Here is a 24147-nt window from a genome sequence, read left to right on the forward strand (position 1 = left end):
AAATCTTTCTCAAAAATGTGTTTTGTAAATTATCAACAATTAACATTAACAGAGCCTAAGAAATAAAAAGCACCCTATAAAGGATGCTTTCTTTTAATGAGGCAGTACGAAAAATTCACTCATATAGTCTTCATTTATTAGATGACTAGCACTTGTTTTTAGATCCTCTATCGTAATAGATTGTAGCACAGATACTATGTCAAATAAATTCATATCTAAAAATGCGTATCTTGTAAATTGATTTGCAATGTACTCAGGAGAATTTAACGAACGTAAGAATCCACCTATTTTCTTTTTAACTACTCGATCAACAATTTCTTTTTCCCATTGATGGTTTTTCGAGTCTAACAGAACTTCTTTAATTTTAGCAGAAAGTTTTTCTGGAGAAGTCGAGTCCCCTCCAATAATTGCAAAAGCAAAACCTTTTTCTGCTGAGTAATCGTATGAAAAAGTATCATCAATTAAACCTTCCTCATACATTTGTTGATAATTATCCGATCCTTTACCAAATAAGTAGTCTAATAATAATGAGACAGTTAGTTCATGTTTTAATAATTGGTCTCCTTCTTTTGGTGCTGCGAAATCTTTAATACCGACTAATACTTTTGAGGATTGAACATTCATGTGTAATACTTTTTTCTTCTCAGCTGATTCTGGCGTCTCTTCAGGGAAGAATCTTTTAATTTCGTTCGCTTCTTTAAACGTTTTTTTACTTTGATTTTCTCTTAATAAATTCATTGTTTGTTCAGGGTCTACTGGACCTACAACAAAAAATAACATATTACTCGGATGATAGAATGTTTCGTAACAAGTATATAGTAATTCCTTTGTAATTTTTGAAATTGTTTCAACAGTACCAGCTATATCTGTTCTTACAGGATGTTTTCCATATAAATTAGCAATCATCCCAAAATACTGTCTCCAATCCGGATTATCTTCGTACATTTTAATTTCCTGCCCAATAATTCCTTTCTCTTTTTCAACACTTTGGTCAGAGAAATAAGGATCTTGAACAAAGTCAATTAATGTAATTAAGTTTTGTTCTACATTATTCGTTGCTGAAAATAAGTAAGCAGTTCGAGTGAAGCTTGTAAATGCATTTGAAGAGGCCCCTTGTTTACTAAAAACTTGAAAGACATCTCCATCTTTCTTTTCAAATAATTTATGCTCTAAGAAATGTGCAATTCCATCTGGGACAACTAATCTTTCGTCTTTACCAAGTGGTATAAAGTCAGAATCAATCGAACCATATTTTGTTGTGAAGGTCGCATATGTTTTGTTGTATCCTTCTTTAGGAAGTATATAAACTTTTAATCCATTTTCGAACTCTTCGAAATAAAGAGTTTCATTCAGTTGTTCAAAATGTTTCTTTTCCATTATGCTCCCTCCTGACCTTTTAAGAAGTACGTTGTATGCAATTTTATTTTATTCGCCACAGCGACCATTTCGTCTTTTGTAACTTTTTCGATTTCAGGAATCCAATCCTCAATTGGACGTTCATTGCCTGCTGCTTGATCATTGAATAACGTTTCGATAATCCCATAGGCAGTATCCATGCTTTCTAAAAGACTATTTTTAATAACTAATTTTGTTTGATCTATTTCCGCTTCAGTGAAATTTCCTTTTTTCATTTCTTCAAGTTGTTCGGCAATAATCGTTGTCGCTTTTTCAAAATTTTCACTAGCGATACCTGACATTACCATTAAAATTGATTTATGACTTTCAAAACGAGATGCAGCATAATAAGCTAAACTATTTTTTTCTCGTACATTTATAAATAGTTTCGAATGAGAATATCCGCCAAAAAGTCCATTGAATACTTGAAGTGCAAAATAATCTGGATCTTTTATCGAAATTTCAGTTGTGTAACCGATGTGTAATTTAGCCTGATTTAACTTTTGCTCTTCAATTACTTCATTTGGTGATGTAATTGGTGTTGCTTTTTTTGTATCAACAGTGTTTTTCGATGCTGAAGTGTTTCGAAAGTTTTCTTCTACTAAATGTTTGCATTGATCAAAGGCAACGTCACCAACTATATACAAATCAATTAAATCTTCTTTCAAAGATTTTTCATAATAATGATATAGAGATTCGGCTGTAATTGAGTTCACATCTTCTGATTTTCCATTTGCTAATAAAGCATAAGGTTCATCTTTGAACATTTCTTCTACAAGTCTTTGATTTGCATATTTTAATTTATCATCGTTAATCGATTGGATTCGTTGGATCTGAGTTCTTTTTTGAGTTTCAACGTGCTTTGCAGAGAATACGCCATTTTCAATAAATGGGTTTTGCCAAATTGAAGAAATAAGTGAAATCGCTTCATTTAATAATGATGTTTGATTTGAAAGGTATTTTTCATTCGCAATATCAATTGTGAATGACATGACGTGATAATCTCCTTTTTTTGCAACATCTACAAAAAAAGTAGCACCATACAAGTCTTCAAGTTTCCTTCTAATTTCCCCATTTGTAGGAAGCTCTTTTGTACCGCTTTGTAATACATATGGCAAAATTCCACGATACGATACTGTTTCCTCTTCCAGCTTTCCACGTACCTTTAATGTAATCGAATTCGTTTTAAATTTTTCAGTTGTTACTACGTGTAGCTTAATACCGTTAATATCACTATTTTTGTATTGTAACAAATTCAAATTGAACCCTCCTTAGACAAATACTATTTTACTCATATTTATTTCCAATATCTTCATTGTATCTCTAATTTTACCAAAAATAAAACCTACTGCTTAGTTTACCCAAAAATAGTAAATTAAAATTTGTTGAAAATACATGTAATGCGAACATATGGTGAGATTTATTGATAAAGTTGTGAAAATTGTTGATATCGAGTTGATTTTTGTTGATATAGCGTTACTTTTTGTTGATATAGCAAATAAATTTATTGAAATATAAGTTTGGATCAATTTTTTGACAAAAAACTGAAAAAAAGCTTCCTTAATGAAGGAAGCTTTTTGACGTTTATTTATCGTTTACCTTTTTCATATGCAACACCAACTGATTTTGGTGCTTGAGATGATTTTGAGAATATTACTAATGCGATTAAAGTTACAACGTAAGGGAATAACTTTAATGCTAATGGTGGAATATGCGCCAAGCTTGGAATAACTTGTGATACGTTAGCAATTGTTGTTGCTACACCAAAGAATAGTGTTGCTGCTAAAATTCCAAGTGGTTTCCATTGTCCAAATATTAATGCTGCGATTGCTAAGAAACCAAGTCCAGCAACGCTTCCAGTAAATTCACCAGAGTATGTTACTAAAATAATCGCTCCACCTAATCCAGAAAATGCACCAGAGATAATTACACCTAAGTAGCGAATGCGGTATACGTTGATACCTGCTGCATCAGCTGCTTGAGGGTATTCACCACAAGCACGTAGACGTAAACCTAAACGTGTTTTATAAAGTACAAATGTACTGATTAATAAAATTGCGATTACTAGCCAAGTTGTCGTATACGTATTTTTAAAGAATAAATCTCCAAGAATCGGTATGTCTTTTAAAACTGGAATATCACTACGTGTAAGACCATTAATACTAATATTTCCTGAACCAGTAATATTTCTTGCTAAGAAGATTGTTAAAGCACCAGCAATCATATTAATTGCGATACCACTAATTACTTGATCAGCGTGTAAATTAATACTTGCAAAAGCATGCAATAATGAAAATAAAGCACCTGTAAGAACTGCAACTAGAATTCCTACCCAGATTACCCAAGTTTCTCCTTGGTGAGTTTCTTGAAGTTTTGAAATTGTTAAGGCACTAGTAAAACCTCCGACAACCATTAAACCTTCTAAACCAATATTTACGACACCGCTTCGTTCAGAAAATAGTCCACCTAAAGCTACGATTAACAAAGGAATCGTATAGGCAATTGCATATGGGAAAATTTGTATAATTAAATCCATGCCTTATTTCACCTTCTCTCCTACATTGCTGTTCTTATATTTACGTGATTTGCTTACTTTATCGATAACTTTTTTAATTAAAATACTTGTTGCAGAGAAATAAATAATGATGGCAATGATAACATCAGCAATATCTGGTGGAATCGAAGTCATCGCACTCATAAAGCCTTTTCCAGAATATAATACCCCAAAGAATATAGCTGAGAAGAATACTCCAATTGGTGTGTTCATTCCTAAAAGAGCCACGGCAATTCCGTCGAATCCTTCAGTTGGTAAGACACCGATCTGGATTAATGACGAGTTACCAGCAAATTGTACAACACCTGCTAAACCAGCAAGTCCACCTGAAATCATCATTGATAAAATAACATTTCTATTTACAGAAATACCCGCATATTCAGCAGCACTACGGTTGTAACCTACTGCCTTTAACTCATATCCTAAAACTGTACGATTAATAATAAATGAAATGACGATTACCATAATAACTGCAATGAATAATCCGAAATTAATATACGAATCACCAAATAAACTTGATAAAAATGGCATTTTTAATGTTGCAGAATCTGCAAGCATTTTTGACTCTGTTTCAGTACTACCTTTAAAGTATTTTGGTACTAAATAATAAACAGTCCAATATGAAATCCAGTTCATCATAATAGTCGAAACTACTTCGTGAACATTAAATTTAGCTTTTAATAAACCTGGTATAAATGCCCATGCTGCACCTGCAATAAACGCTACAATTACCATAATTGGAACTAAGATTAATGTAGGTAAATCAACAGTTAATCCGATTGCAGAAGCACAAAATCCTGCAAAAAGCATTTGACCAGCTGCACCGATATTAAATAAGCCTGTTCTGAATGCAAATGCTACAGAAAGTCCTGTTAAAATTAACGGTGTTGCAGTCGCTAATGTATTTCCAATTCGCTCTGGATCTTTTAATCCACCTTGGAATAAAAAAGTAAATCCTTGTACTGGATCATTACCTGTTACAAAAATTAATAATGCTCCAGCTAGTAAACCTAATAATACGGCAATCAGAGAAATGATTCCTCCCTTTTTCATGCCCCTTCACCTCTCCTTATACCAGCCATCATTAATCCTAGTTCATCTTCATTTGTTTCTTTGGCATTAACAATATCAATGATTTCCCCAGCATTAACAATTGCAATACGATCAGATAAATTTAGAACCTCATCTAGCTCTAACGAGATTAGTAGAACTGCTTTTCCACTATCTCTTTGTTCTATTAATCTCTTATGAATATACTCTATTGAACCAACATCTAATCCACGTGTTGGCTGACATGCAATCAACAACTCAGGTTTCAGTTCAATTTCGCGACCAATGATTGCTTTTTGTTGGTTTCCTCCAGACATTGATTCAACCACTGTTTTAGCACCTTCACCAGAACGCACGTCGAATTCTTCAATGATTTTTTTAGCATGTTTGGCAATCGCAGCCTTATCTAAAACGCCATATTTAGAAAATGGTTCTTGATTATAAATCTCTAAAACTACGTTTTCTTCGATTGTATATTCTAGAACTAGGCCTCTTTTTTGACGATCTTCAGGGATATGTGCAATACCACTGTGAATTCGATCACGAATACTATGTTTCGTTATATCTTGACCTTTTAATAAAATAGAACCTTCTTCAATAGGTCTTAAACCTGTAATTGCTTCAACAAGTTCAGATTGACCATTCCCTTCAACCCCAGCTATCCCAACGATTTCCCCAGCTCGAACTTGAAGTGAAGCATTTTTCAACCCTAATACTTTTTTATTATTTTTTACGCTTAAGTTATTTATATCTAGTACAACTTCACCAGGTTTTGATTCTTCTTTTTCAACTTTGAAAGACACCTGACGTCCGACCATCATAGATGCCATTTCAGATTCAGAAGTTTGTTTAACATCAACTGTGCCGATGTATTTCCCATGACGAATTACCGTACATTGATCAGCAACTGCTTTTATTTCTTTTAATTTATGTGTAATAATAATGATCGATTTGCCTTCGTTAATAAGATTTTTAATAATCTTCATTAAGTCTTGAATCTCTTGTGGAGTAAGTACAGCCGTAGGTTCATCTAAAATTAATACTTCTGCATTACGGTATAATGTTTTTAAAATTTCTACCCTTTGTTGCATCCCTACTGTAATGTCTTCAATTTTTGCATATGGATCTACATTTAATCCATAAGTTTTTGAAAGCTCTTCAATACGTTTTGCAGCTTTCTTAACATCTACAACTAAGCCTTTTTTCGGTTCAAGACCTAGAATAATATTTTCAGTGACTGTAAAATTTGATACTAATTTAAAATGTTGGTGAACCATTCCGATTCCAAGTTCATTCGCAACATTTGGATTTGAGATTTTAACTTCCTTACCTTTTACTTTTATAATTCCTTTTTCAGGAGTGTACATTCCAAAAAGGACTGACATTAAAGTAGATTTCCCTGCTCCGTTTTCTCCTAGTAAAGCATGGACTTCTCCTTTTTTAAGTCGTAGTGTAATATTATCATTCGCTATAATACCAGGAAACTCTTTAGTTATATTTAGCATCTCCACTACATATTCCATAATTTTCCTCCTTATATATTACGAAGTCATTTATTTTTAACGTTTTAGTTGATTTCGAAATATGATTTTTCTTTATTTTAATTTTAGGGGGGATTCTCGTTCACCCGATACTCATGCCCTAATCAATTGGAAGCTTTACCAATTTAAGTGCTTACAATTGATTAAGGCATGAAAAGCCATAATCATTTATAGGGTAGAAGAAGCATATAAAAGGATGTACCTTTCTATGCTTCTTCTTTTATCTATGCAATAGAAATTTAAAATTACTTAATTAAATTTCCTTTTTCATTTGAAACTTTAATTTCACCAGACTTAATTTTGTTTAATACTTCGCTAACTTTTGTTAATGTATCAGGGCTTAAGTTTGGATTTTCTTTTGGTAAACCAATACCATCATTTTTTGCATCATAAGTTAAAGTTTCTCCACCAGGGAACTTTTTATCTTTTTCAGCTTTTACCATATCAGAAGCTGCTTTACTTACACCTTTAGTTGCAGATGTTAAGATAACTGATTTGTTATCTTTATAAACTCCATCAGCATACTGATCCACGTCTACACCAATGATCCAAGCATCTTTACCGCTATCAACACGGTTTTTAGCTTCTGTAATTGCACCTTGTCCAACTCCACCAGCTGCACAGAAAATTGCTTTAACTCCACGGTCAAACATTTGAGCTGCAATTTGTTGTCCTGCTGCTTTGTCTGTAAAGCTTCCAGAATATACTACGTTATTAGCTTTTAAAGAAATTTTTGTACCAAGGTTTTCATTTGCATATTTAACACCTTGTTGGAATCCCCAGTTAAATTTTTGAACTGCAGGAATTTCCATACCACCGATAAATCCAACATCACCAGTTTTTAATTGAAGTGCTGTAGCAACACCAGCTAAATAACCAGCTTCATGCTCTGCGAAGAAAATAGAAACTGTGTTCTTTTTAACATTCGGAGTAAAATCTTTAGCAGTGTGAGGTGTTCCATCGATGATTACAAATTTGTCATCTTTATATTTGTCTTGAGCTTTATTAATTGCTGTTTCAAACTTATATCCAGGAGTAATAATTACTTTGTAGCCTGCATCATTTAAATTTCCGATTTCTTTTAAATAATCAGCTTCAGTTTCACCTGCAGGTTTTAAGTATTTTGTATCTTGCTTAAGATCAAAACCTAATTCTTTAGCTCCTGCTTGGATACCTTCCCATGTACCTTGGTTAAATGACTTATCATCAATTGTACCTGAGTCAGTTACCATCCCAATTTTAAATGCACCTTTAGCGTCTTTTGTTTCTCCACCTTTACCACAAGCACCTAAAATTGTACCTGCTGCTAAAGCCATAGAAAGAACAAGTCCAGCTTTTTTCATCTTCATAAAATGTTTGCCCCCTTAAATATTTATTTACATTTGTACTAGCTTGGTATATAATCGTTATCTTAACGATCCACCTCCCTAATAAGTTTTATACAATTAGTAAACAATATTTGTATTACCAGCCAAAAATCTTTTCGTATCATAACTTTTGGCTATTCAATCTAATTTCGTTTTCTAAGTACATTAAAACTAAACTGATCCGCTCTAAAGTAATTATATGAATGTAATACTGCGCGGTTTAAATCATCAAAATGTAGTTGTTCGATTAATAATAATGAAACATCTGGTTCACACTGTAATAAAGGTGAAACTTTATCGTGATAGCCAATTGGTTCGATTCTTGCACTTGAGTATTCTATGTTGCGACCAGTCTCTTTCTTAATAAAGTGGAAAAATGAATGGTCTTCAAATGATGGAACCTGCTTAAAATAAGTAGTTGGTAATTTATCAATGCAATAAACTACAGGCTCTCCATTTGCTGTTCGAATTCTTTCTACTACATGCATTCGATCATCTTCTGTAATTGAGAAACTTTTTAAATCTTCTTTCGTTGGAACTAATAGTTTAGAAGATAAGAAGATTGTTCCAGGTGTTTTACCTGCTTCAACAATCATCTCTGAGACACTACTTAATTGTTCGATGCCTGTCCTAAAAATTGGTTTCGGTTTCACAAATGTACCTACACCATGTCTTCTGACTAAAATATTTTCTTCCTCTAAAACTCTTAATGCTTCTCTTAATGTTGCTCTGCTTACTCCGAAAATTTTAGATAGCTCATACTCTGATGGTAACTTATGATGTGGCAAATAAATTCCATTCTCTATATCTTGTTTTATTCGATCCATTACTTGGAGATAAAGTAATCTGGTATCTGTTTTAATCTTCATGTCCCATCCCCCAAACTTTGGATTTCAGACATCAGTTGTTAGACATCCGTCGTATAATCCTTCTTTACTATACTGTTATTTTTTAATCTTTTCAATACTTTCTGTATATTTTTTGTAAACGCTTTATTTTTTTCGTCGAAAACGAATGGTTTATGTAATTTCGACATAAAAAAACTCTTATAATCCTCAGTTTCACTTTGTGAAAAAGCTAGATTATAAGAGTTTGATTTAGTCATATTAAATCAATTCTCCATAATAATGCTTTTTCCCCATAGTATTGCAAATATTGGTTGCAATGTAGAAACTTTCGACCCATAACGTCGATATTATATGAGGACTAACATGTATCTGAAGAAATAATAGCATTCTGTGTCTAAATATGTCAATAAAGTTCGACAAATTTTTCTAAAAGTTATGAAAGTGCTTGTTCGTCTTCAACAGGTTTACTAATTAATACTTCTCTAGGTTTACTGCCTTCATACGGTCCAACAATTCCATTTTCTTCCATAGAATCGATTAGTCTAGCAGCTCTTGTATAACCTATTCGGAATCTTCTTTGCAGTAATGAAACTGAAGCAGATTGCATATTCGTTACTAATTCGACGGCCTCAGGATATAAATCATCGTTCACTTCCGATTGACCATCTTTTTCCTCTTTTACCATCATTTCCTCTTGATATTGAGCTTTTTGTTGTGAAATTGAAAACTCAACAACCCTTTCAACTTCATCATCAGATAGAAATGCTCCTTGAACTCGGATTGGTTTTGAAGCACCAATTGGTTGATAAAGCATATCTCCTCTACCTAATAGTTTTTCAGCTCCACCAGTATCTAAGATCGTTCTAGAATCGGTTTGTGAGGATACACTAAATGCAATTCTAGAAGGAATATTTGCTTTAATGACACCAGTGATCACATCAACCGATGGTCTTTGAGTTGCAATGATCAAGTGAATTCCCGCAGCACGAGCCATCTGAGCTAATCGCGTAATCGAATCTTCTACATCACTCGAAGCAACCATCATTAAATCTGCTAACTCATCAACTATAACAACAATAAATGGTAATAATGGCTGTTTTGCATCAGTCATTGCATTGTTTTGTCTTGTCAATTCGTTATATGCTTCAATATTTCTAGTTCCCGAATGTGAGAAAAGCTCATATCTTCTTTCCATTTCACTAACTACTTTTCTTAATGCTTGCGATGCTTTTTTAGGATTGGTTACAACTGGTGTAAGCAAATGTGGTATGCCATTATAAACATTTAATTCAACCATTTTCGGATCAATTAACATTAACTTTACTTCAGACGGTTTTGCATTCATTAAAATGCTAACAATGATTCCATTAATACATACACTTTTTCCACTACCCGTTGCTCCAGCTACTAGTAAATGCGGCATTTTATTTAATTCAGCAAATACAGCATCACCTGCAATATCTTTACCTAGTGATACAGCTAAAGGATTTTGGATTTTCGGATTCTTAGCTTCTAGGACTTCTCTTAGTAATACAGTCGTTATATTCGTATTTGGTACTTCAATTCCAACAGCTGATTTACCAGGAATTGGCGCTTCAATTCGAATATCTTTTGCAGCAAGAGCAAGTGCTAAATCGTCACTTAGATTTACAATACGACTTACTTTCACACCAGCTTCTGGATACACTTCATATTTCGTAACAGCAGGTCCATGATGAACTTTTGTTACCGTTGCCTTTACACCGAAACTTTGAAATGTTCTTTCAAGCTTGTCCGCATTTTCCTTTAATTTAGATTCATTTTCTCGTTTTTTAACGCCTTTGGGATATGCCAATAAATCAATCGAAGGTAATACGTAATCAACTTTCTCATCAATTCCAACTTCTGCTACAGGCAATTCGATTGACTGATCATCTTCGTCTGCAAAATGAGCTTGAATTTGGTTTGAGTCATTTGCGACGATTAGTTCTGGTTCTTTTGGTGGCTGGTATGTAGGAGAATATTCGATTTGGATTTCTTTTTTCGGTTCGATTATCTCATTATCATTTGAATTGTTCATCTGAATATGTGGACTTCTGCTAATTGAAATTTCTTCTTCATTCTCTTCATCCGATTCTTTTTTCGCTTTTCTTTTTTGTTTAGCTTCTGCACGTCTACTTGTATTTTTTGGTTCACGCTCTCGCTTCCAAAAATTTGTAAAATCTTTCCAACCATCTGAAATTAAATTTCTTATTTTTGGCACGATATATTGATAAAGATATCCTCCAAGCGGTTTTCCGGTAATAAATAGGATACCTGCTACGATTGCAATAATGCCAAAAAGGATTGCACCAGTCCGATCGAATAAGAAATATAAAACTGCAAATAAAATTGCACCGATCATACCACCGCCAAGGTCAACTGTACTAATCTGACCTTTCGCTTCCATCATAAATAAATCTAATGTCCTTTTTATAACAGATTGATCTTTAAATTGATTATTTTTCGCTAATAAATCAAATAGAGTAACATGACTAAACATCAGTATACTAAAGAAGATTAACAATCCGCCCATCGTTATACTCGAAACAAATGGAGGTCTTTTTCGATAAATTATGCTATATGCCGATAACCCAATAATGAACAAAAAGCTAAGCATATACCATTCTCCAAAGAAGTATCTCAAAAATAATACAAATGCTTTACCCACTATCCCTAATTTTAAGATTGTTATAATTGATAAAGCTATAAATAGCAAACCACTAATTTCGTACCATATCGACCCATTTCCACTTACTGTTTTCCGAGCTTTTGATTTTTGCTGTTTTTGTTTTGCCATGTAATTCACCCCCATCTAAGATTGCAGATTCGCCAAAGAAAGCAGCCTTTTGGCTGCTTTCTTAAATTGAATTTATTATAACATATAAGAACATATGTTTACCATGTATTGTTAATAATTACCTCAAGTTGGAAAAATTAAAATTCTTTGACCTGGTGAATACTGCATATAATGCTCTGGATCAGTGCTAACGATGCGCTTAATTTCAAAAGCTGTACCTCCAACACTATCGACCAACATAGGAACACCGTTGTATTCCATAAATTGCTGTGACGTAAATTCTTGTTGATCAACAGGATAAATCGATTCAAGTGGCATAATTGTATAAAGAATCAAAATTCATTCTCCTCTTTATTCAACTTTTCTTTTCTTTCATCAATTAATTCCTGTAATTTACTAAGTGCTTGCCCAATCCCACCGACATCGTCAATGAGTCCATATTTGACAGCATCACCACCAACAACATTCGAACCAATATCCCTTGTTAGATTACCTTTTGTAAACATTAACTCTTTAAAGCGCTCTTCTGTAATATTCGAATGCTTTGTTACAAAACGGGTTACTCTTTCTTGCATTTTATCAAGGTATTCAAATGTTTGCGGTACACCTATTACAAGACCAGTCAATCGAATCGGATGAATCGTCATAGTTGCCGTCTCAGCAATATATGAATAATCTGTACTCACAGCAATTGGTACTCCAATACTATGTCCACCACCTAAAACAATTGAGACAGTCGGTTTTGTTAACGAAGCAATCATTTCAGATATTGCAAGTCCTGCTTCTACATCTCCACCAACCGTGTTTAAAACAATTAAAAGTCCTTCAATTTTAGGATTTTGCTCGATCGCTACCAATTGTGGAATTAAATGTTCGTATTTCGTTGTTTTATTTTGTGGCGGCAAAGCAACATGCCCTTCAACTTGCCCAATTATTGTTAGACAATGAATTTTTGAATCATTACTGGCAGGTACATTTGTTTGGCCAAGTTGTTGAATTTTTTCAACAATACTCATATCCTTTTGATCATTTGGCTTTGAGGGTGCTTCTTCGTTTGGGATTGGTGTTTCATTATTAGACTTTGTCAAAACGGTTCCCCCTATCATTTTTCATACAAGTTAGTATGTGAAAATAATAAGGAAATCATACCCATTTTTAAAGAAAACTCACCGATTGAAAGCCCTTAAGTGAAGACAGAGAGGTAGTTACTCTTATACTTACTACCTATTTCTTAAGTAAAATAAGAGAAACGAACGCATCGCTTCTCTTATTTACTTTACAATGCTCATACTTCCATTAAAATCGGTAGAATCATTGGTCGTCTTTTTGTTTCTTCATATAGGTATGCACTTAATCCGTCTCTAATTGAATTTTTTAATAAAGTCCATTCAATTTGATCATTTTGAAGCATTTTTTCAGTTATGTTTCTTACAATCTCAGATGATCTTGTAATCAGTTTTTCAGACTCTCTAACATAAACAAATCCTCGAGTGATAATTTCAGGTCCAGATAGAATCACTCTTTTTTGTTTATTAAATGTAACAACAACTACTAATATTCCATCTTGGGACAGAAGTTTACGATCTCTTAGAACGATATTTCCGACATCTCCTACCCCGATTCCATCGATTAAAACATTTCCAACCTCTATTTTTTCAGTACGACTAACTTCACCATTTTTAAACGTGAGAATGTCACCTTTCTCAACAATAAATATATCTTCTTTTGCAATTCCAACTTCTTCTGCAATATGTGAATGAGCTTTTTGCATTCTATATTCGCCATGTACAGGTAAGAAGTATTTAGGCTTCATCAACTCTAGCATTAATTTTAACTCTTCTTCATATCCATGTCCCGATACATGAACTTTTTTATAGCCATATATTACATTCGCACCTGCTCTAAATAAAAGATTTACAGACGATGCTACTAGCATTTCATTTCCCGGTATAGGAGTTGCTGCCATTAAAACCGTATCACCTTTACGGATTGAAACTTGCTTATGTGTCCCTTTCGCAATTTTAGAAAGGGCTGCCATTGGTTCACCTTGCGTACCTGTCGTTAATATAACGATGTCTCTTTCTTTATAATTATCTGTATCTACAACAGAAATCATTAAATCATCAGGTATTGTTAAATAATCTAATTCCTTTGCTATTTCAATCGATTTCATCATACTACTACCGACAACCGCCAGTTTTCGTTCTGCAGCTACACAAGCATCAATAACTTGTTGAATTCGATAAATATTAGAAGAAAAACAAGCAACCAATACTCTACCTCTAGCATTTATTACTTCTTTCTTAATTTCTTCAGATACTTTCTTTTCTGAACCAGAAAATCCTTGTCTTTCTGCATTTGTACTGTCAGAAAGTAAGCATAAGACTCCCTTATCTCCAATTAATGCTAGTTTACCTAAATCAGCACCTGGGTATGGACTTTTCGATTGATCAAATTTGAAATCCCCTGTATAAACGACCGATCCTTGTGGTGTATTAATACAAAATCCAAATGAATCTGGAATACTATGTGTTGTTCTAAAAAAACTGATTGAACTATTTTCAAAAGTAAATTTACTATTTTCATCATACAGTTCAAATTTTTCAAGATTTTTAATTCCTTTTTCACTTAATTTTTCTCTAATAAATAAATATGCTAGTTTATTTGTATAAAATTTTACTTGAGGAAGCTTTTTCATTATGTATGGAATTGCACCGATATGATCTTCGTGCCCATGTGTTATAAAAACCCCTGCTAATCTTTCTGCATTCTTCTCTAAATAGCTAACATCTGGTATAACGTGATCAATTCCGTACATTTCCTGCTCAGGAAATTTTAATCCTGCATCAAGGACATAAATCGCATCTCCAACCTCGACCACGTACATATTCTTTCCAATTTCACCTACCCCGCCAAGGGCAAATACTTTCACTTGTTCCTTCATTTCCTTCACCACAACCTGTTCCTCCTAGTTAGACCTTAAAATTTCAGACCGTTCAAAATCTTACAAACATTATATCGTAGTCGGAACAGTTAAAACAAGATACATTCTTCCCTTTAATGGAAGGATTTAGAAATAGCATGGTCCAAAGTATATGAAAAGAAAGTAAGTCAGGACCGCCAAAAGCATCAAAACCTTATAAATAACCAAAAATAGTTTTCTTTTCACTATCATTTCCAACCATTCTTTATCTTACCTTCCTTCTATTTCTTCCTGCCCTCCCTGCTTTTCCTTCTCTTCCTGCTCTTAACCAATAAAAAAACCACTTATGACAATCCAAACTAGGTGGATTATACATAAGTGGTTTGAGATTTAATTATTTTTGTAATGCTTCGTCTAAATTATTCATTAATATACTTAGAGTAGTACGTTCAGCTTCTGAAAGTGGTACAAGCGGTAAACGTACACCACCAACATCTAAACCTTTCATTTGTAATGCAGTTTTTATTGGACTTGGACTTGGTGCCATGAAAAACCCATCAAATAAAGGTAAAAGTTTACGATGTAAGAATTGTGCTTTAGCCATATCTCCTGTAAAGAAACTTTCAGCTAATTGCTGCATTTCGTTTCCTAAAACATGTGATGCAACCGAAACTGTTCCTTTTGAACCTATTGCAAATGCAGGTAATGTTAACCCATCATCTCCACAATATAATTCAAAATCTTCTGGTGTGCGATCAATAATTTCAGTCATTACACTTAAATTACCTGTTGCATCTTTTATTGCTACGATATTTTGGATTTCTGCAAGTCTTACTACTGTATCGACAGAAAGACTAGCAACAGTTCTGCCTGGTACATTGTATAACATTACAGGTAGTTCAGTACTTTCAGCTGCCGCTTTAAAGTGCTGATATAGACCCTCTTGGTTAGGTTTATTATAATAAGGAACAACAACCATAATTGCATCTACACCAAGTGTTGATACCTTTTTAGTTAATTCAACTGTTTCTCGCGTATTATTACTGCCAGTTCCTGCGATTACCGGAATTCTTCCGTTTGCAGCTGAAACTACATGGCTGATTAATGCTAATTTTTCTTCAGAAGTTAAAGTTGGAGACTCACCAGTTGTACCGCAAACTACAATTGAATCAGTTCCATTTTCAATTAAATAATTAACAAGTTTTGTTGTTTTTGCAAAATCTATATTACCTTTTGAGTCAAACGGTGTTACCATTGCTGTTGAAATTTTACCAAATCTACTCATTGTTCCACTCCGATCAAATATTAATCCATTTTAACAGAACTAAGTTCAAACGCATCATGAAGTGCAGTTACCGCTTCAATCATATCTTCATTTTTTACAAGCACCCAAATTGTCGTATGGCTATCGGCTGATTGTAAAATTTGAATGCCTTTTTCAGCAAGTGCAGTTACGATTTTTGAAGTAACGCCTGGAACTCCTGCGATTGCTGCTCCAACGATCGATACTTTTGCACAGCCTGTAGTGTATGAAGGCTCATAGCCAATTCCTTTTAGGACTTCGATTGCTTTCGAAGCAACGTCGTCACTTACTGTGTATACGACCCCATTAGGAGAGATATTAATAAAATCAACACTTATCCCTTTATTAGCCATTGCCTTAAATACTTGAGAGTGTAAATCAAATGTATGTTCCTTTGAAGTTACTCTAACTTGAGTAACATTTGGTACATGAGCAATACCTGTAATTAGACGATCTTGAATATCTCCACCAATAATTCTTTGTGATGGATTTGACGTAACTAATGTACCTAGGCTATCAGAATATGTTGAACGAATTCGAATAGGTACTTTTCCTTGCATCGCTATTTCTACCGCTCTAGGGTGAATTACTTTTGCACCTTGGTATGCCATATTACAAATTTCAGCATAAGTCACTACTGATAAAGGTCTTGCTTCTTTTACGATTCTCGGATCTGCAGTCATTACACCTTCAACATCAGTAAAAATTTCGATTGTCTCAGCATTAACTGCAACCCCAAGTGCAGAAGCAGAAGTATCACTTCCACCTCTACCTAGCGTTGTAATATCCCCTGATGTTGTTGCCCCTTGGAATCCTGCAACAACTACAACATCAAAATTCTCTAATTCTTTAAGGAGACGGCCACATTTCATATCAAGAATTTTTGCATTTCCAAATTCATCATTTGTTCGGAAACCAGCTGATGCACCTGTCATTGCCATTGCATGTATACCATTTTCATTTAATAAGTTAGAAAATACGATTGATGATATTGTTTCACCACATGACATTAATAAATCAAGTTCTCTTTGTGTTACTTTACTTTTTTTAGCACCAACTAAATTTAATAGTGTATCTGTAGCATACGGCTCGCCTTTACGACCCATAGCTGATACAACTACTACTAATTTATATCCTTTTTCTAAAGCATTTTTTATATGCTTAAGCGCGTGTTTTCTTCCGTTGTCATCACGAACTGAAGTCCCACCAAATTTTTGGACCAATATTTTCATTTTTGCACCTCTCTAGCAGTTTTCACTAAATGATGCTTAACTCAATTAATCTTTCAGCAATTTGAACTGAATTCCAAGCAGCACCTTTTAATAAGTTATCTGAAACAATCCATAAATGGAATCCTAATGGATTATCTAAATCTTTACGGATACGTCCTACATATACATCGTTACTTCCAATACTGTAATACGGCATTGGATATAATTGTTGATCTGGATCATCTTGTAAAACGATACCAGGTGCATCACTTAGAAGTGATTTAAGCTCAGCTACTGTTACTTCTTTATCAACCTCAATATAAACTGATTCTGAGTGACCAGAAATGACTGGTAGCCTTACGCATGTTGCACTAATTTGTAATTCAGGTAAATGCATGATTTTTTTCGTTTCATTAATCATTTTCATTTCTTCATAAGTATATCCATTATCTGTAAACACATCGATTTGTGGAATTGCATTAAAAGCAATTTGATAATGTTTCTCACCACTTTTTACTGGTAATACTGAAGGTGTTGCTTCTTCTCCATTTAAGAACGCTTGTGCTTGTTCTTTTAATGCTTCAATAGCTGTAACCCCAGCACCTGAGACAGCTTGATAAGTAGAAACGACTACTTTATTTAGACCAATTGTTTGACGAATTGGCTCAAGAGCAACAACCATTTGAATTGTTGAGCAGTTTGGATTTGCAATAATACCTTTATGATTAAATAAATCTTTGTCATTTACTTCAGGCACAACTAAAGGTACATCCTCAGCCATTCTGAATGCACTTGTGTTGTCTACTACTATTGCTCCTCTTTTAACTGCTTCAGGAGCAAGTTCTTTTGATACTGATCCACCCGCACTAAATAAAGCGATATCTACACCTTCAAAAGCTTCTGGTGTTGCTTCTTGAACAATAACTTCTTGACCATTAAAAGTTAATTTTGTTCCAGCAGAACGTTTTGAAGATAAATATTTAATTTCTTTTACTGGAAAATTTCTTTTTTCTAATGTTGCAATCATTTGTTGTCCAACCGCTCCAGTTGCACCTACAACAGCTACTACATAACTTTGTTTGTTCCCCACTATTTTTGCACCATCCCTGTTTTCACTTTTATTAAATAGTTTACGTCAAATTAAGTTTATATTCAAAGGTTTTGGTTTGAATAATTCTTTTCATAGTAACGAGTATGTATCCTAATGACACATACTCAATTTTCTTCATTCTAACATAGAAAAAATAGTTCAGGCCTATTTTTTCTAAAATATTTATTGGAGATCACGATATTTTTCGACTAATACGGGCTGAAGCTGTTTACCTTCAATGGAAGACTTTACTGTATCAAGTAATGAATCCATTCTTGCTACTAGGGAATTTGGTTTTTTAATAGGGTCATCTTGACCAAATGGAATAAAGTAAATATTTTTAGTACTCATTAATCGCATTAAATTGTGTCTTAGAGGATAATACCTTTTTTGAAGTACATTGATGGTAATCCAATAAAGAAGTTTAGAAACGGAGGGAGCAAAAATAACAAACTATGTGTACAGATTAAGTAAGAGGAAATTTAACAATTTTAAATTTCTAAGTGGTTCTGAAGCGATTTTAAAGTATATACAGCATCCAATTGTTTATATATACAACTATTAAAAAATGCATTTTTATAATCAACATATAACACTTTTATAAAGCTATCCCTAATATGTTTTATCGTTAAATTATGGAATCTTAAGTATTTTTCAGTCCAAAAAGTCATATTTTCTGAAAATGTTTCATCATCAATCTCTAAAAACGCTCTTAACGCACTTACACCGGAATTCCCTAATAAAATTGATACATCTTCAACATCTACATTTGCATCGAGTTCAAAAATCACAACCTCATGAATATTTGATGTCCATTCAACTGTATTACTTTCAACAGAATGCCCCACTAATTTACCTTTTATCAAATCGAGTGCCACCACACCTTTAGCATGATCTAAAGCCCAGTTTTGATAGGCTAATTCAACAACTTCTTTTACTTTTGCATTTTTAATTAAATGCTCCGCATATTTTCTTTCAATCAACTCATCCATAAAATTTGGCAATTTCTTTAAATGATATTCAATAATAACCAACATTCCTCTCTATGATGAATACAAATAACCACTATCACCATAAATACTACGGTTACGTAAAAAAAATGACAGATTTTCCAATAATCTGTCTCAAAAAATATTACAGGGATAAAATTGCACCTACTATAAAAAGAGAATTAAAGAGTTAATCGTTATTACTTCCTTTTCTAAAGTACCTAATTTGAACTCATTATATCTTTACGATGTTTGGTTGCATATTTAGTTTTTTACCTTTGAAAAGGAACAATTTGTATAAAATACATTTTTTAATATAGGCTCTGTTAAAAAAGAATGTTGATGATTTCCGTTCCAGGATGCCATTAAGAGCAGGAACAAGGAAGGGCAGGATCTAGGGGAAGGGCAAAGATATTAAAAGACTTTAGAAAATTTTATTGTTCCTATATTCTTTTCCTGCCTACCTGCTTTTCCTGCTCTTTTCTGTCTCCCACCTTCCACTCAAAAATCTTTCTCAAAAATGTGTTTTGTAAAATATCAACAATTAACATTAACAGAGCCTTAATATAAAGCAAATTAAAAAAAGCATCTAATTTAAGATGCTTTAAACAGTCCCATTTTTCCTTAACCAGTCTTCTTTCACAATTTTCCAACCAATCGTGTAGATTTCTTCAAGAATTTTTTCTTTCATTTCTTCAGAAACACCCTTAGGTGCAATTAGATTGACAGTAGTTTTTCCAAATTGATAGGTAGTAGTAAATTCTGTTTTTTTACTCAGTATCACCACCCCCGTTATTTAGTATATGTTCTCTCTTTTCATGGACTGACCTAAGGTTACATATTAATTTATTTTGAAAAATAACATATACATAAGCTATGAGGTGATCTTAATGGAAAGAGTTGCACTTTATTTACGTAAAAGCCGGGCAGATCTTGACGCTGAAGCACGCGGTGAAGGTGAAACTTTATCAAAACATAAAGAGCAGCTTTTAAAATTTGCTAAAGATAATCAGTTAAATATTATAAATGTTCGTCAAGAAATCGCTTCAGGTGAATCACTTGTTTATCGGCCCGAAATGTTAAAGCTTCTACAAGAGGTTGAGGAGCTGAAGTATGACGGTGTGCTGGTGATGGATATGGATCGTTTGGGACGCGGGAATATGAAAGAGCAAGGTATTATTTTGGAAACTTTTAAATCTTCTAAAACAAAAATTATTACGCCAAGAAAGACTTATGACTTACATGATGAGTTTGATGAGGAATACAGTGAATTTGAAGCATTTATGGCTCGTAAAGAATTAAAAATAATTACCCGAAGGCTTCAACGTGGCCGTGTTTTATCTGTACAAAGAGGGAATTATATCGGAACATTTGCCCCATATGGATATGAATTATATGAAACAAAAGAATTTCGCTCATTAAAAATTAATGAAGAAGAAGCGAAAGTAGTAAAAAGTATTTTTGAATGGTATACAAAAGACTTAATTGGTGCGACTGAAATTGCGAACCGATTAAACCAATTGAAAATCCCGTCTTTTTCGGGGAAGAAATGGAGTTATCATTCAATTTTAGAAATGATTAAAAATCCCATTTACATTGGAAAAGTAACATGGAATAAAAAGTCAGGTAAAGGTGTTAGGAAACCTAAAAGTGAGTGGCTAGTCGTCGATGGAAAGCATGATGGAATTATTGACACAGAAGTATTTAATACTGCACAGCATATATTAACAAGTCGTTACCATGCTCCTTACAATACAAAATTAAGTAATCAGCTTGCTGGTTTAATTTTTTGTATGAAATGCGGTTCAAAATTACAGCAGCGTTATCCGAAAGATAAGCCAAAGCAATTAGTTTGTATAAATAATCGATGTAATACTCGATCTTCCTATACTCATCTAATTGAGGAGAAACTTCTGAAAGGGTTAGATATTTGGCTAAAAGATTATAAAATTAATTTTTCAAAGCAAATAATGCAAGAAGATATCGATTCTCTTAATTTAAAGAAGCATGCACTTAAACAAATAGAGAATGATTATACTGAATTATTAATGCAAAAGAATAATTTATTTAATTTATTAGAGCGCGGTATTTATGAGGAATCTGTATTTCTAGAACGTTCTCAGCTTCTCTCTAATCGTTTAGAAGAACTTTTGAATAGTAAAGCTACTATTATGGAAGAAATAGCAAAATTTGAAAATAGAGAACAAATGAACGAACAAGTGATTCCAACTATTGAAACAGTAATTGAACTATATAACAAAACAACTGATATTGAGCTTAAAAATCGACTGCTCAAATCAGTTTTAATTAAGGTGGAATATCAAAAAGAACCACATCAAAAACTAGATGATTTTACTCTTATTCTTTATCCAAAACTTCCTCAATAATTTCTTTGTAATTGGTATTATCATCTAAGTCACATTAAATTTGTTCCATTTAAACCTAATGCATCATTTGTAGAAATACCTAAAACAACAGGTTTTCCATTTCTTAATGTTGCCTTAGCTGCCATTAATACAGGACTATCTGTTTGAGCATTAGCAAACTTACTCATTGAATTCCCTGTTAAAGGTGCGATTACCATGCAGTCTAATTGGACTTTTGGTCCAAATGGTTCTGCTCCTACAATCGTATCAACTGTTTTACGTCCTGTAATCTCTTCAATTTTTTCAATCCAGTCTTCACCTACACCGAATCGAGTTGTTGTACTTTTAACAGTAAATGTTACAACGGGATAAACTTCTGCTCCATCATCTACTAATTTTTGAATCTGAGGAACTACCTCTTCATAAGTACAATGTGATCCTGTAATACCAAATCCAATTTTCTTACCTTTTAACGTCATTACGGTTGCTCCTTTCTTGTATCTAATTCATCTTTTAATAGCTGAGTTAAAACATTTGCGATTATTTGACCTGCTGTTTTAGGAGCAACTATTCCTGGTAAACCTGGAGCTAATAAAGCTTTTATTCCTCTTTTTTCCGCATAACGGAAATCTGTTCCTCCTGGTTTTGATGCTAAGTCTATAATAAGTGCGTGTGGTTGTAGTTTTGAAATGACACTAGCCGTGATGATTAAATTTGGTACTGTATTGATACAAACATCTACATCCTTTAAAGCATCTTCAATATTCTTAAATTCGAATGCTTCTAAACCCATTTCAACGATTCTTGCAATATGCTCTGATTTTCGGGCTCCTACTTTTACTTTTGCACCCAAATTATGGAAAGTTCTTGCGACGCTCATTCCAGTACGACCCAAACCTAATACCGCTACTTTTGAATTATGAATTGTATATTCGGTATGTTGAATTACCATCATAATGGTCCCTTCAACAGTTGGAATACTATTATAAATTGCTACATCATCTCGTTCAAATAATTTTACTAACTTACGATTTGAGGATGTAACGATACTATCTAAATACGAGTTGCTAATTCCAGAGTAGATCGTACAATGTTCAGGAGTTGAGTCTAGTATCTCTTTCGTCAAAACAACCTTTTCATTTGAAAAAATGGTATCGACTACCCCTTCAAGATTTGTACCTGGAACAGGTAATAGGATTGCATCTAAGTCTTTAAAATCTGCATCTGCAATTAATTCTTTTGAAGCACTTGTAAATCCACTATCTAATTGTTCAAAGCCAATTAATGTTACTTTTGCATCTAACTCTGTTAACTTACGAATAACCTCCAGCTGTCTGGCATCTCCACCAATCACAGCAATATGCAAACCAGTTAACATGCAGCATTCACCTTCTTTACTTCACTATGGTAAATGGAAATTAATTTTCTGTAAGCAGGACTACCGCCTAACATCTTTCTCCTAAATATCTTATGAATTATACATTGCATTGGTGAAGATTCTTTCTGAAAAATAAGGCTGAGTTAGAAAAGAATGTTGAGGATTTCCGTTCTTAAGAGCATGAATAAGGAATGACAGGATTAGGGAGAAAAGATATTAAAAGAGTTTAGAGTATTTTATTGATTTCTTGTAAGTAAAATTAAAATGCTTATTTGTTTAGATTTATCTTATAATTGCATGTAAAAAGAGGATTCTTAATAAAGAATCCTCTCACGCTATTAAAAAATCATCTTATCAAAATTTCCTTAAAGGAAGTTTAGTGATGTTCATTTCCACTACAGTATGCTCGCTTTCCATGGGGCGAAACCTGAGCCTCCTCGGCAAGCCTGCGGGGTCTCAGCATTTCCGCACTTCCCATAGGAGTCGAGCATCCTTTCGTTCCAATAAACTTATACTGCAATAAAAGTATTCATAAAAAACGATTTAAGTATCCTTTAGTTAGAACAAAATCAGTTTGAACGACAAATTCAAAAAAAGCATCTCTTTTTAAGATTTGAATTCATCTTTCTAAAAAATTAGTATTGAATATTTTCAACTTCTAATCGGAGCATACTCTGATTTTTGAGACTTTGTCTACACACTAAGAGGATTCCTCAAATGAAGAATCCTCTTTCATCATTTTATTTTATATTTGATGGTATTACTCCGTCTGGGCTAACTAATGAAACTGCATAGTCATCAGTAAAAACAAAATTTGCAATATCATTTACTTTGTCAATTGTTACAACATCAATTAATTGAATAATTTCATCTAATGAACGATGTTGTCCAAGCATTAATTCATTTTTACCGTTACGGCTCATTCTACTATTTGTACTTTCTAATCCTAACATTAGATTACCTTTTAATTGCTCTTTACAGTTGTTTAATTCTTTTTCTGTAATTCCATCTGCCTTTAATATTTTTAAAGTGTCTTGAATTGTTTCAAATAATTGATTTACTTGGCTTTTTCCAGTACCAGCATAGATTGCTACCATTCCACTATCTTGATAAGCTGAATGGTATGAGAATACCGAATATGCTAGACCTTTTTGTTCTCGAACATCTTGGAATAAACGACTGCTCATACTTCCACCAAGTATATTATTTAAAGCAATTAACGAATACAGATCCTCATGACCTAGTTCAAGTCCTCTATATCCTACACATAAATGTGCTTGCTCTGTTTCTTTCTTACGTGAGATCTGACCATGG

General features: G+C 33.4%; 20 protein-coding genes, 2 pseudogenes and 1 riboswitch. Of the genes and pseudogenes, 1 reads left to right on the forward strand and 21 read right to left on the reverse strand.

What is annotated here, in order from left to right; translation table 11 throughout:
• Positions 1-93: 93 nt before the first annotated feature.
• The 18 genes and pseudogenes from yfmH to B7R67_RS18880 all read right to left on the reverse strand — a co-directional run bounded on the left by yfmH (position 94) and on the right by B7R67_RS18880 (position 19873).
• Positions 94-1377, reverse strand: a complete 1284-nt coding sequence (gene yfmH / locus B7R67_RS18795) for an EF-P 5-aminopentanol modification-associated protein YfmH (RefSeq protein ID WP_088072529.1) — start codon at positions 1375-1377, stop codon at positions 94-96.
• Positions 1377-2654 (reverse strand): EF-P 5-aminopentanol modification-associated protein YfmF, encoded by a 1278-nt coding sequence (gene yfmF / locus B7R67_RS18800; RefSeq protein ID WP_088072530.1) that lies wholly within the window; start codon positions 2652-2654, stop codon positions 1377-1379. The genes yfmH and yfmF overlap by 1 nt, the downstream gene beginning before the upstream one ends.
• A 329-nt stretch (positions 2655-2983) precedes the next feature.
• Entirely contained in the window at positions 2984-3931 is a 948-nt protein-coding gene (locus tag B7R67_RS18805; RefSeq protein WP_088072531.1) for an ABC transporter permease, read from the reverse strand.
• A 3-nt stretch (positions 3932-3934) separates the two neighbouring features.
• A complete protein-coding gene (locus B7R67_RS18810; protein ID WP_088072532.1) occupies positions 3935-5002 on the reverse strand; it encodes an ABC transporter permease in 1068 nt (355 codons plus the stop codon).
• On the reverse strand, positions 4999-6522 hold the full coding sequence (locus tag B7R67_RS18815; protein WP_088072533.1) for an ABC transporter ATP-binding protein: 1524 nt from the start codon (positions 6520-6522) through the stop codon (positions 4999-5001). The genes B7R67_RS18810 and B7R67_RS18815 overlap by 4 nt, the downstream gene beginning before the upstream one ends.
• A 263-nt stretch (positions 6523-6785) precedes the next feature.
• Entirely contained in the window at positions 6786-7883 is a 1098-nt protein-coding gene (locus tag B7R67_RS18820) for a BMP family lipoprotein (protein WP_208615671.1), read from the reverse strand.
• Between the two features lie 167 nt (positions 7884-8050).
• Positions 8051-8776 (reverse strand): GntR family transcriptional regulator, encoded by a 726-nt coding sequence (locus tag B7R67_RS18825; protein WP_088072535.1) that lies wholly within the window; start codon positions 8774-8776, stop codon positions 8051-8053.
• A 38-nt stretch (positions 8777-8814) separates the two neighbouring features.
• Positions 8815-9012 (reverse strand): hypothetical protein, encoded by a 198-nt coding sequence (locus tag B7R67_RS22240; protein WP_088072536.1) that lies wholly within the window; start codon positions 9010-9012, stop codon positions 8815-8817.
• Between the two features lie 16 nt (positions 9013-9028).
• Positions 9029-9130: riboswitch (purine riboswitch) on the reverse strand.
• A 58-nt stretch (positions 9131-9188) separates the two neighbouring features.
• Positions 9189-11573, reverse strand: coding sequence for a DNA translocase FtsK (locus tag B7R67_RS18835; RefSeq protein WP_088072537.1), 2385 nt, complete (start codon positions 11571-11573; stop codon positions 9189-9191).
• 123 nt (positions 11574-11696) lie between these two features.
• Complete coding sequence (locus B7R67_RS18840) at positions 11697-11909, reverse strand: YlzJ-like family protein (protein ID WP_088072538.1); 213 nt, start codon at positions 11907-11909, stop codon at positions 11697-11699.
• The gene (locus B7R67_RS18845) at positions 11906-12589 is read right to left on the reverse strand and encodes a ClpP family protease (protein ID WP_235822214.1); all 684 of its coding nucleotides are present in this window, start codon (positions 12587-12589) and stop codon (positions 11906-11908) included. The genes B7R67_RS18840 and B7R67_RS18845 overlap by 4 nt, the downstream gene beginning before the upstream one ends.
• Before the next feature lie 269 nt (positions 12590-12858).
• The gene (locus tag B7R67_RS18850; RefSeq protein WP_088072540.1) at positions 12859-14529 is read right to left on the reverse strand and encodes a ribonuclease J; all 1671 of its coding nucleotides are present in this window, start codon (positions 14527-14529) and stop codon (positions 12859-12861) included.
• 361 nt (positions 14530-14890) lie between these two features.
• Positions 14891-15781: a 4-hydroxy-tetrahydrodipicolinate synthase gene (gene dapA, locus B7R67_RS18855; protein ID WP_088072541.1), complete on the reverse strand. Its 891-nt coding sequence runs from the start codon at positions 15779-15781 to the stop codon at positions 14891-14893.
• 20 nt (positions 15782-15801) lie between these two features.
• Positions 15802-17031, reverse strand: a complete 1230-nt coding sequence (gene dapG / locus B7R67_RS18860; RefSeq protein WP_088072542.1) for an aspartate kinase — start codon at positions 17029-17031, stop codon at positions 15802-15804.
• A gap of 25 nt (positions 17032-17056) precedes the next feature.
• Positions 17057-18100, reverse strand: a complete 1044-nt coding sequence (asd, locus tag B7R67_RS18865) for an aspartate-semialdehyde dehydrogenase (RefSeq protein ID WP_142289590.1) — start codon at positions 18098-18100, stop codon at positions 17057-17059.
• 183 nt (positions 18101-18283) lie between these two features.
• Positions 18284-18466, reverse strand: a pseudogene (gene spoVFB / locus B7R67_RS18870) (dipicolinate synthase subunit B); the annotation flags it as partial.
• 125 nt (positions 18467-18591) lie between these two features.
• The gene (locus B7R67_RS18875) at positions 18592-19134 is read right to left on the reverse strand and encodes a hypothetical protein (protein ID WP_088072544.1); all 543 of its coding nucleotides are present in this window, start codon (positions 19132-19134) and stop codon (positions 18592-18594) included.
• Positions 19135-19693: 559 nt separating this feature from the next.
• The gene (locus B7R67_RS18880) at positions 19694-19873 is read right to left on the reverse strand and encodes a hypothetical protein (RefSeq protein ID WP_088072545.1); all 180 of its coding nucleotides are present in this window, start codon (positions 19871-19873) and stop codon (positions 19694-19696) included.
• 106 nt (positions 19874-19979) lie between these two features.
• On the opposite strand from B7R67_RS18880, the gene B7R67_RS18885 reads away from it, so the two are divergent.
• On the forward strand, positions 19980-21476 hold the full coding sequence (locus B7R67_RS18885; protein WP_088072546.1) for a recombinase family protein: 1497 nt from the start codon (positions 19980-19982) through the stop codon (positions 21474-21476).
• A gap of 32 nt (positions 21477-21508) precedes the next feature.
• Here B7R67_RS18885 and dpaB read toward each other — a convergent pair.
• The 3 genes and pseudogenes from dpaB to B7R67_RS18900 form a co-directional block, all read right to left on the reverse strand.
• A pseudogene (gene dpaB, locus B7R67_RS18890) lies at positions 21509-21934 on the reverse strand (dipicolinate synthase subunit B); the annotation flags it as partial.
• Positions 21934-22833 (reverse strand): dipicolinic acid synthetase subunit A, encoded by a 900-nt coding sequence (gene dpaA / locus B7R67_RS18895; protein WP_088072548.1) that lies wholly within the window; start codon positions 22831-22833, stop codon positions 21934-21936. The pseudogene dpaB and the gene dpaA, both read right to left, overlap by 1 nt.
• Before the next feature lie 740 nt (positions 22834-23573).
• Positions 23574-24147 (reverse strand): M16 family metallopeptidase (locus B7R67_RS18900; protein ID WP_142289591.1); only part of this gene is annotated, 574 nt, incomplete at its 5' end.

The sequence above is a fragment of the Gottfriedia luciferensis genome, assembly GCF_002156865.1.
GTDB classification, from domain to species: Bacteria; Bacillota; Bacilli; order Bacillales; family Bacillaceae_G; genus Gottfriedia; species Gottfriedia luciferensis.

Coding starts and splice junctions, on each gene's coding strand:
- yfmH (WP_088072529.1), bottom strand. CDS start 1,377: ATGGAAAAGAAACATTTTGAACAACTGAATGAAACTCTTTATTTCGAA.
- B7R67_RS18805 (WP_088072531.1), bottom strand. CDS start 3,931: ATGGATTTAATTATACAAATTTTCCCATATGCAATTGCCTATACGATT.
- B7R67_RS18810 (WP_088072532.1), bottom strand. CDS start 5,002: ATGAAAAAGGGAGGAATCATTTCTCTGATTGCCGTATTATTAGGTTTA.
- B7R67_RS18815 (WP_088072533.1), bottom strand. CDS start 6,522: ATGGAATATGTAGTGGAGATGCTAAATATAACTAAAGAGTTTCCTGGT.
- B7R67_RS18820 (WP_208615671.1), bottom strand. CDS start 7,883: ATGAAAAAAGCTGGACTTGTTCTTTCTATGGCTTTAGCAGCAGGTACA.
- B7R67_RS18825 (WP_088072535.1), bottom strand. CDS start 8,776: ATGAAGATTAAAACAGATACCAGATTACTTTATCTCCAAGTAATGGAT.
- B7R67_RS22240 (WP_088072536.1), bottom strand. CDS start 9,012: ATGACTAAATCAAACTCTTATAATCTAGCTTTTTCACAAAGTGAAACT.
- B7R67_RS18835 (WP_088072537.1), bottom strand. CDS start 11,573: ATGGCAAAACAAAAACAGCAAAAATCAAAAGCTCGGAAAACAGTAAGT.
- B7R67_RS18845 (WP_235822214.1), bottom strand. CDS start 12,589: ATGAGTATTGTTGAAAAAATTCAACAACTTGGCCAAACAAATGTACCT.
- dapA (WP_088072541.1), bottom strand. CDS start 15,781: ATGAGTAGATTTGGTAAAATTTCAACAGCAATGGTAACACCGTTTGAC.
- dapG (WP_088072542.1), bottom strand. CDS start 17,031: ATGAAAATATTGGTCCAAAAATTTGGTGGGACTTCAGTTCGTGATGAC.
- B7R67_RS18885 (WP_088072546.1), top strand. CDS start 19,980: ATGGAAAGAGTTGCACTTTATTTACGTAAAAGCCGGGCAGATCTTGAC.
- dpaA (WP_088072548.1), bottom strand. CDS start 22,833: ATGTTAACTGGTTTGCATATTGCTGTGATTGGTGGAGATGCCAGACAG.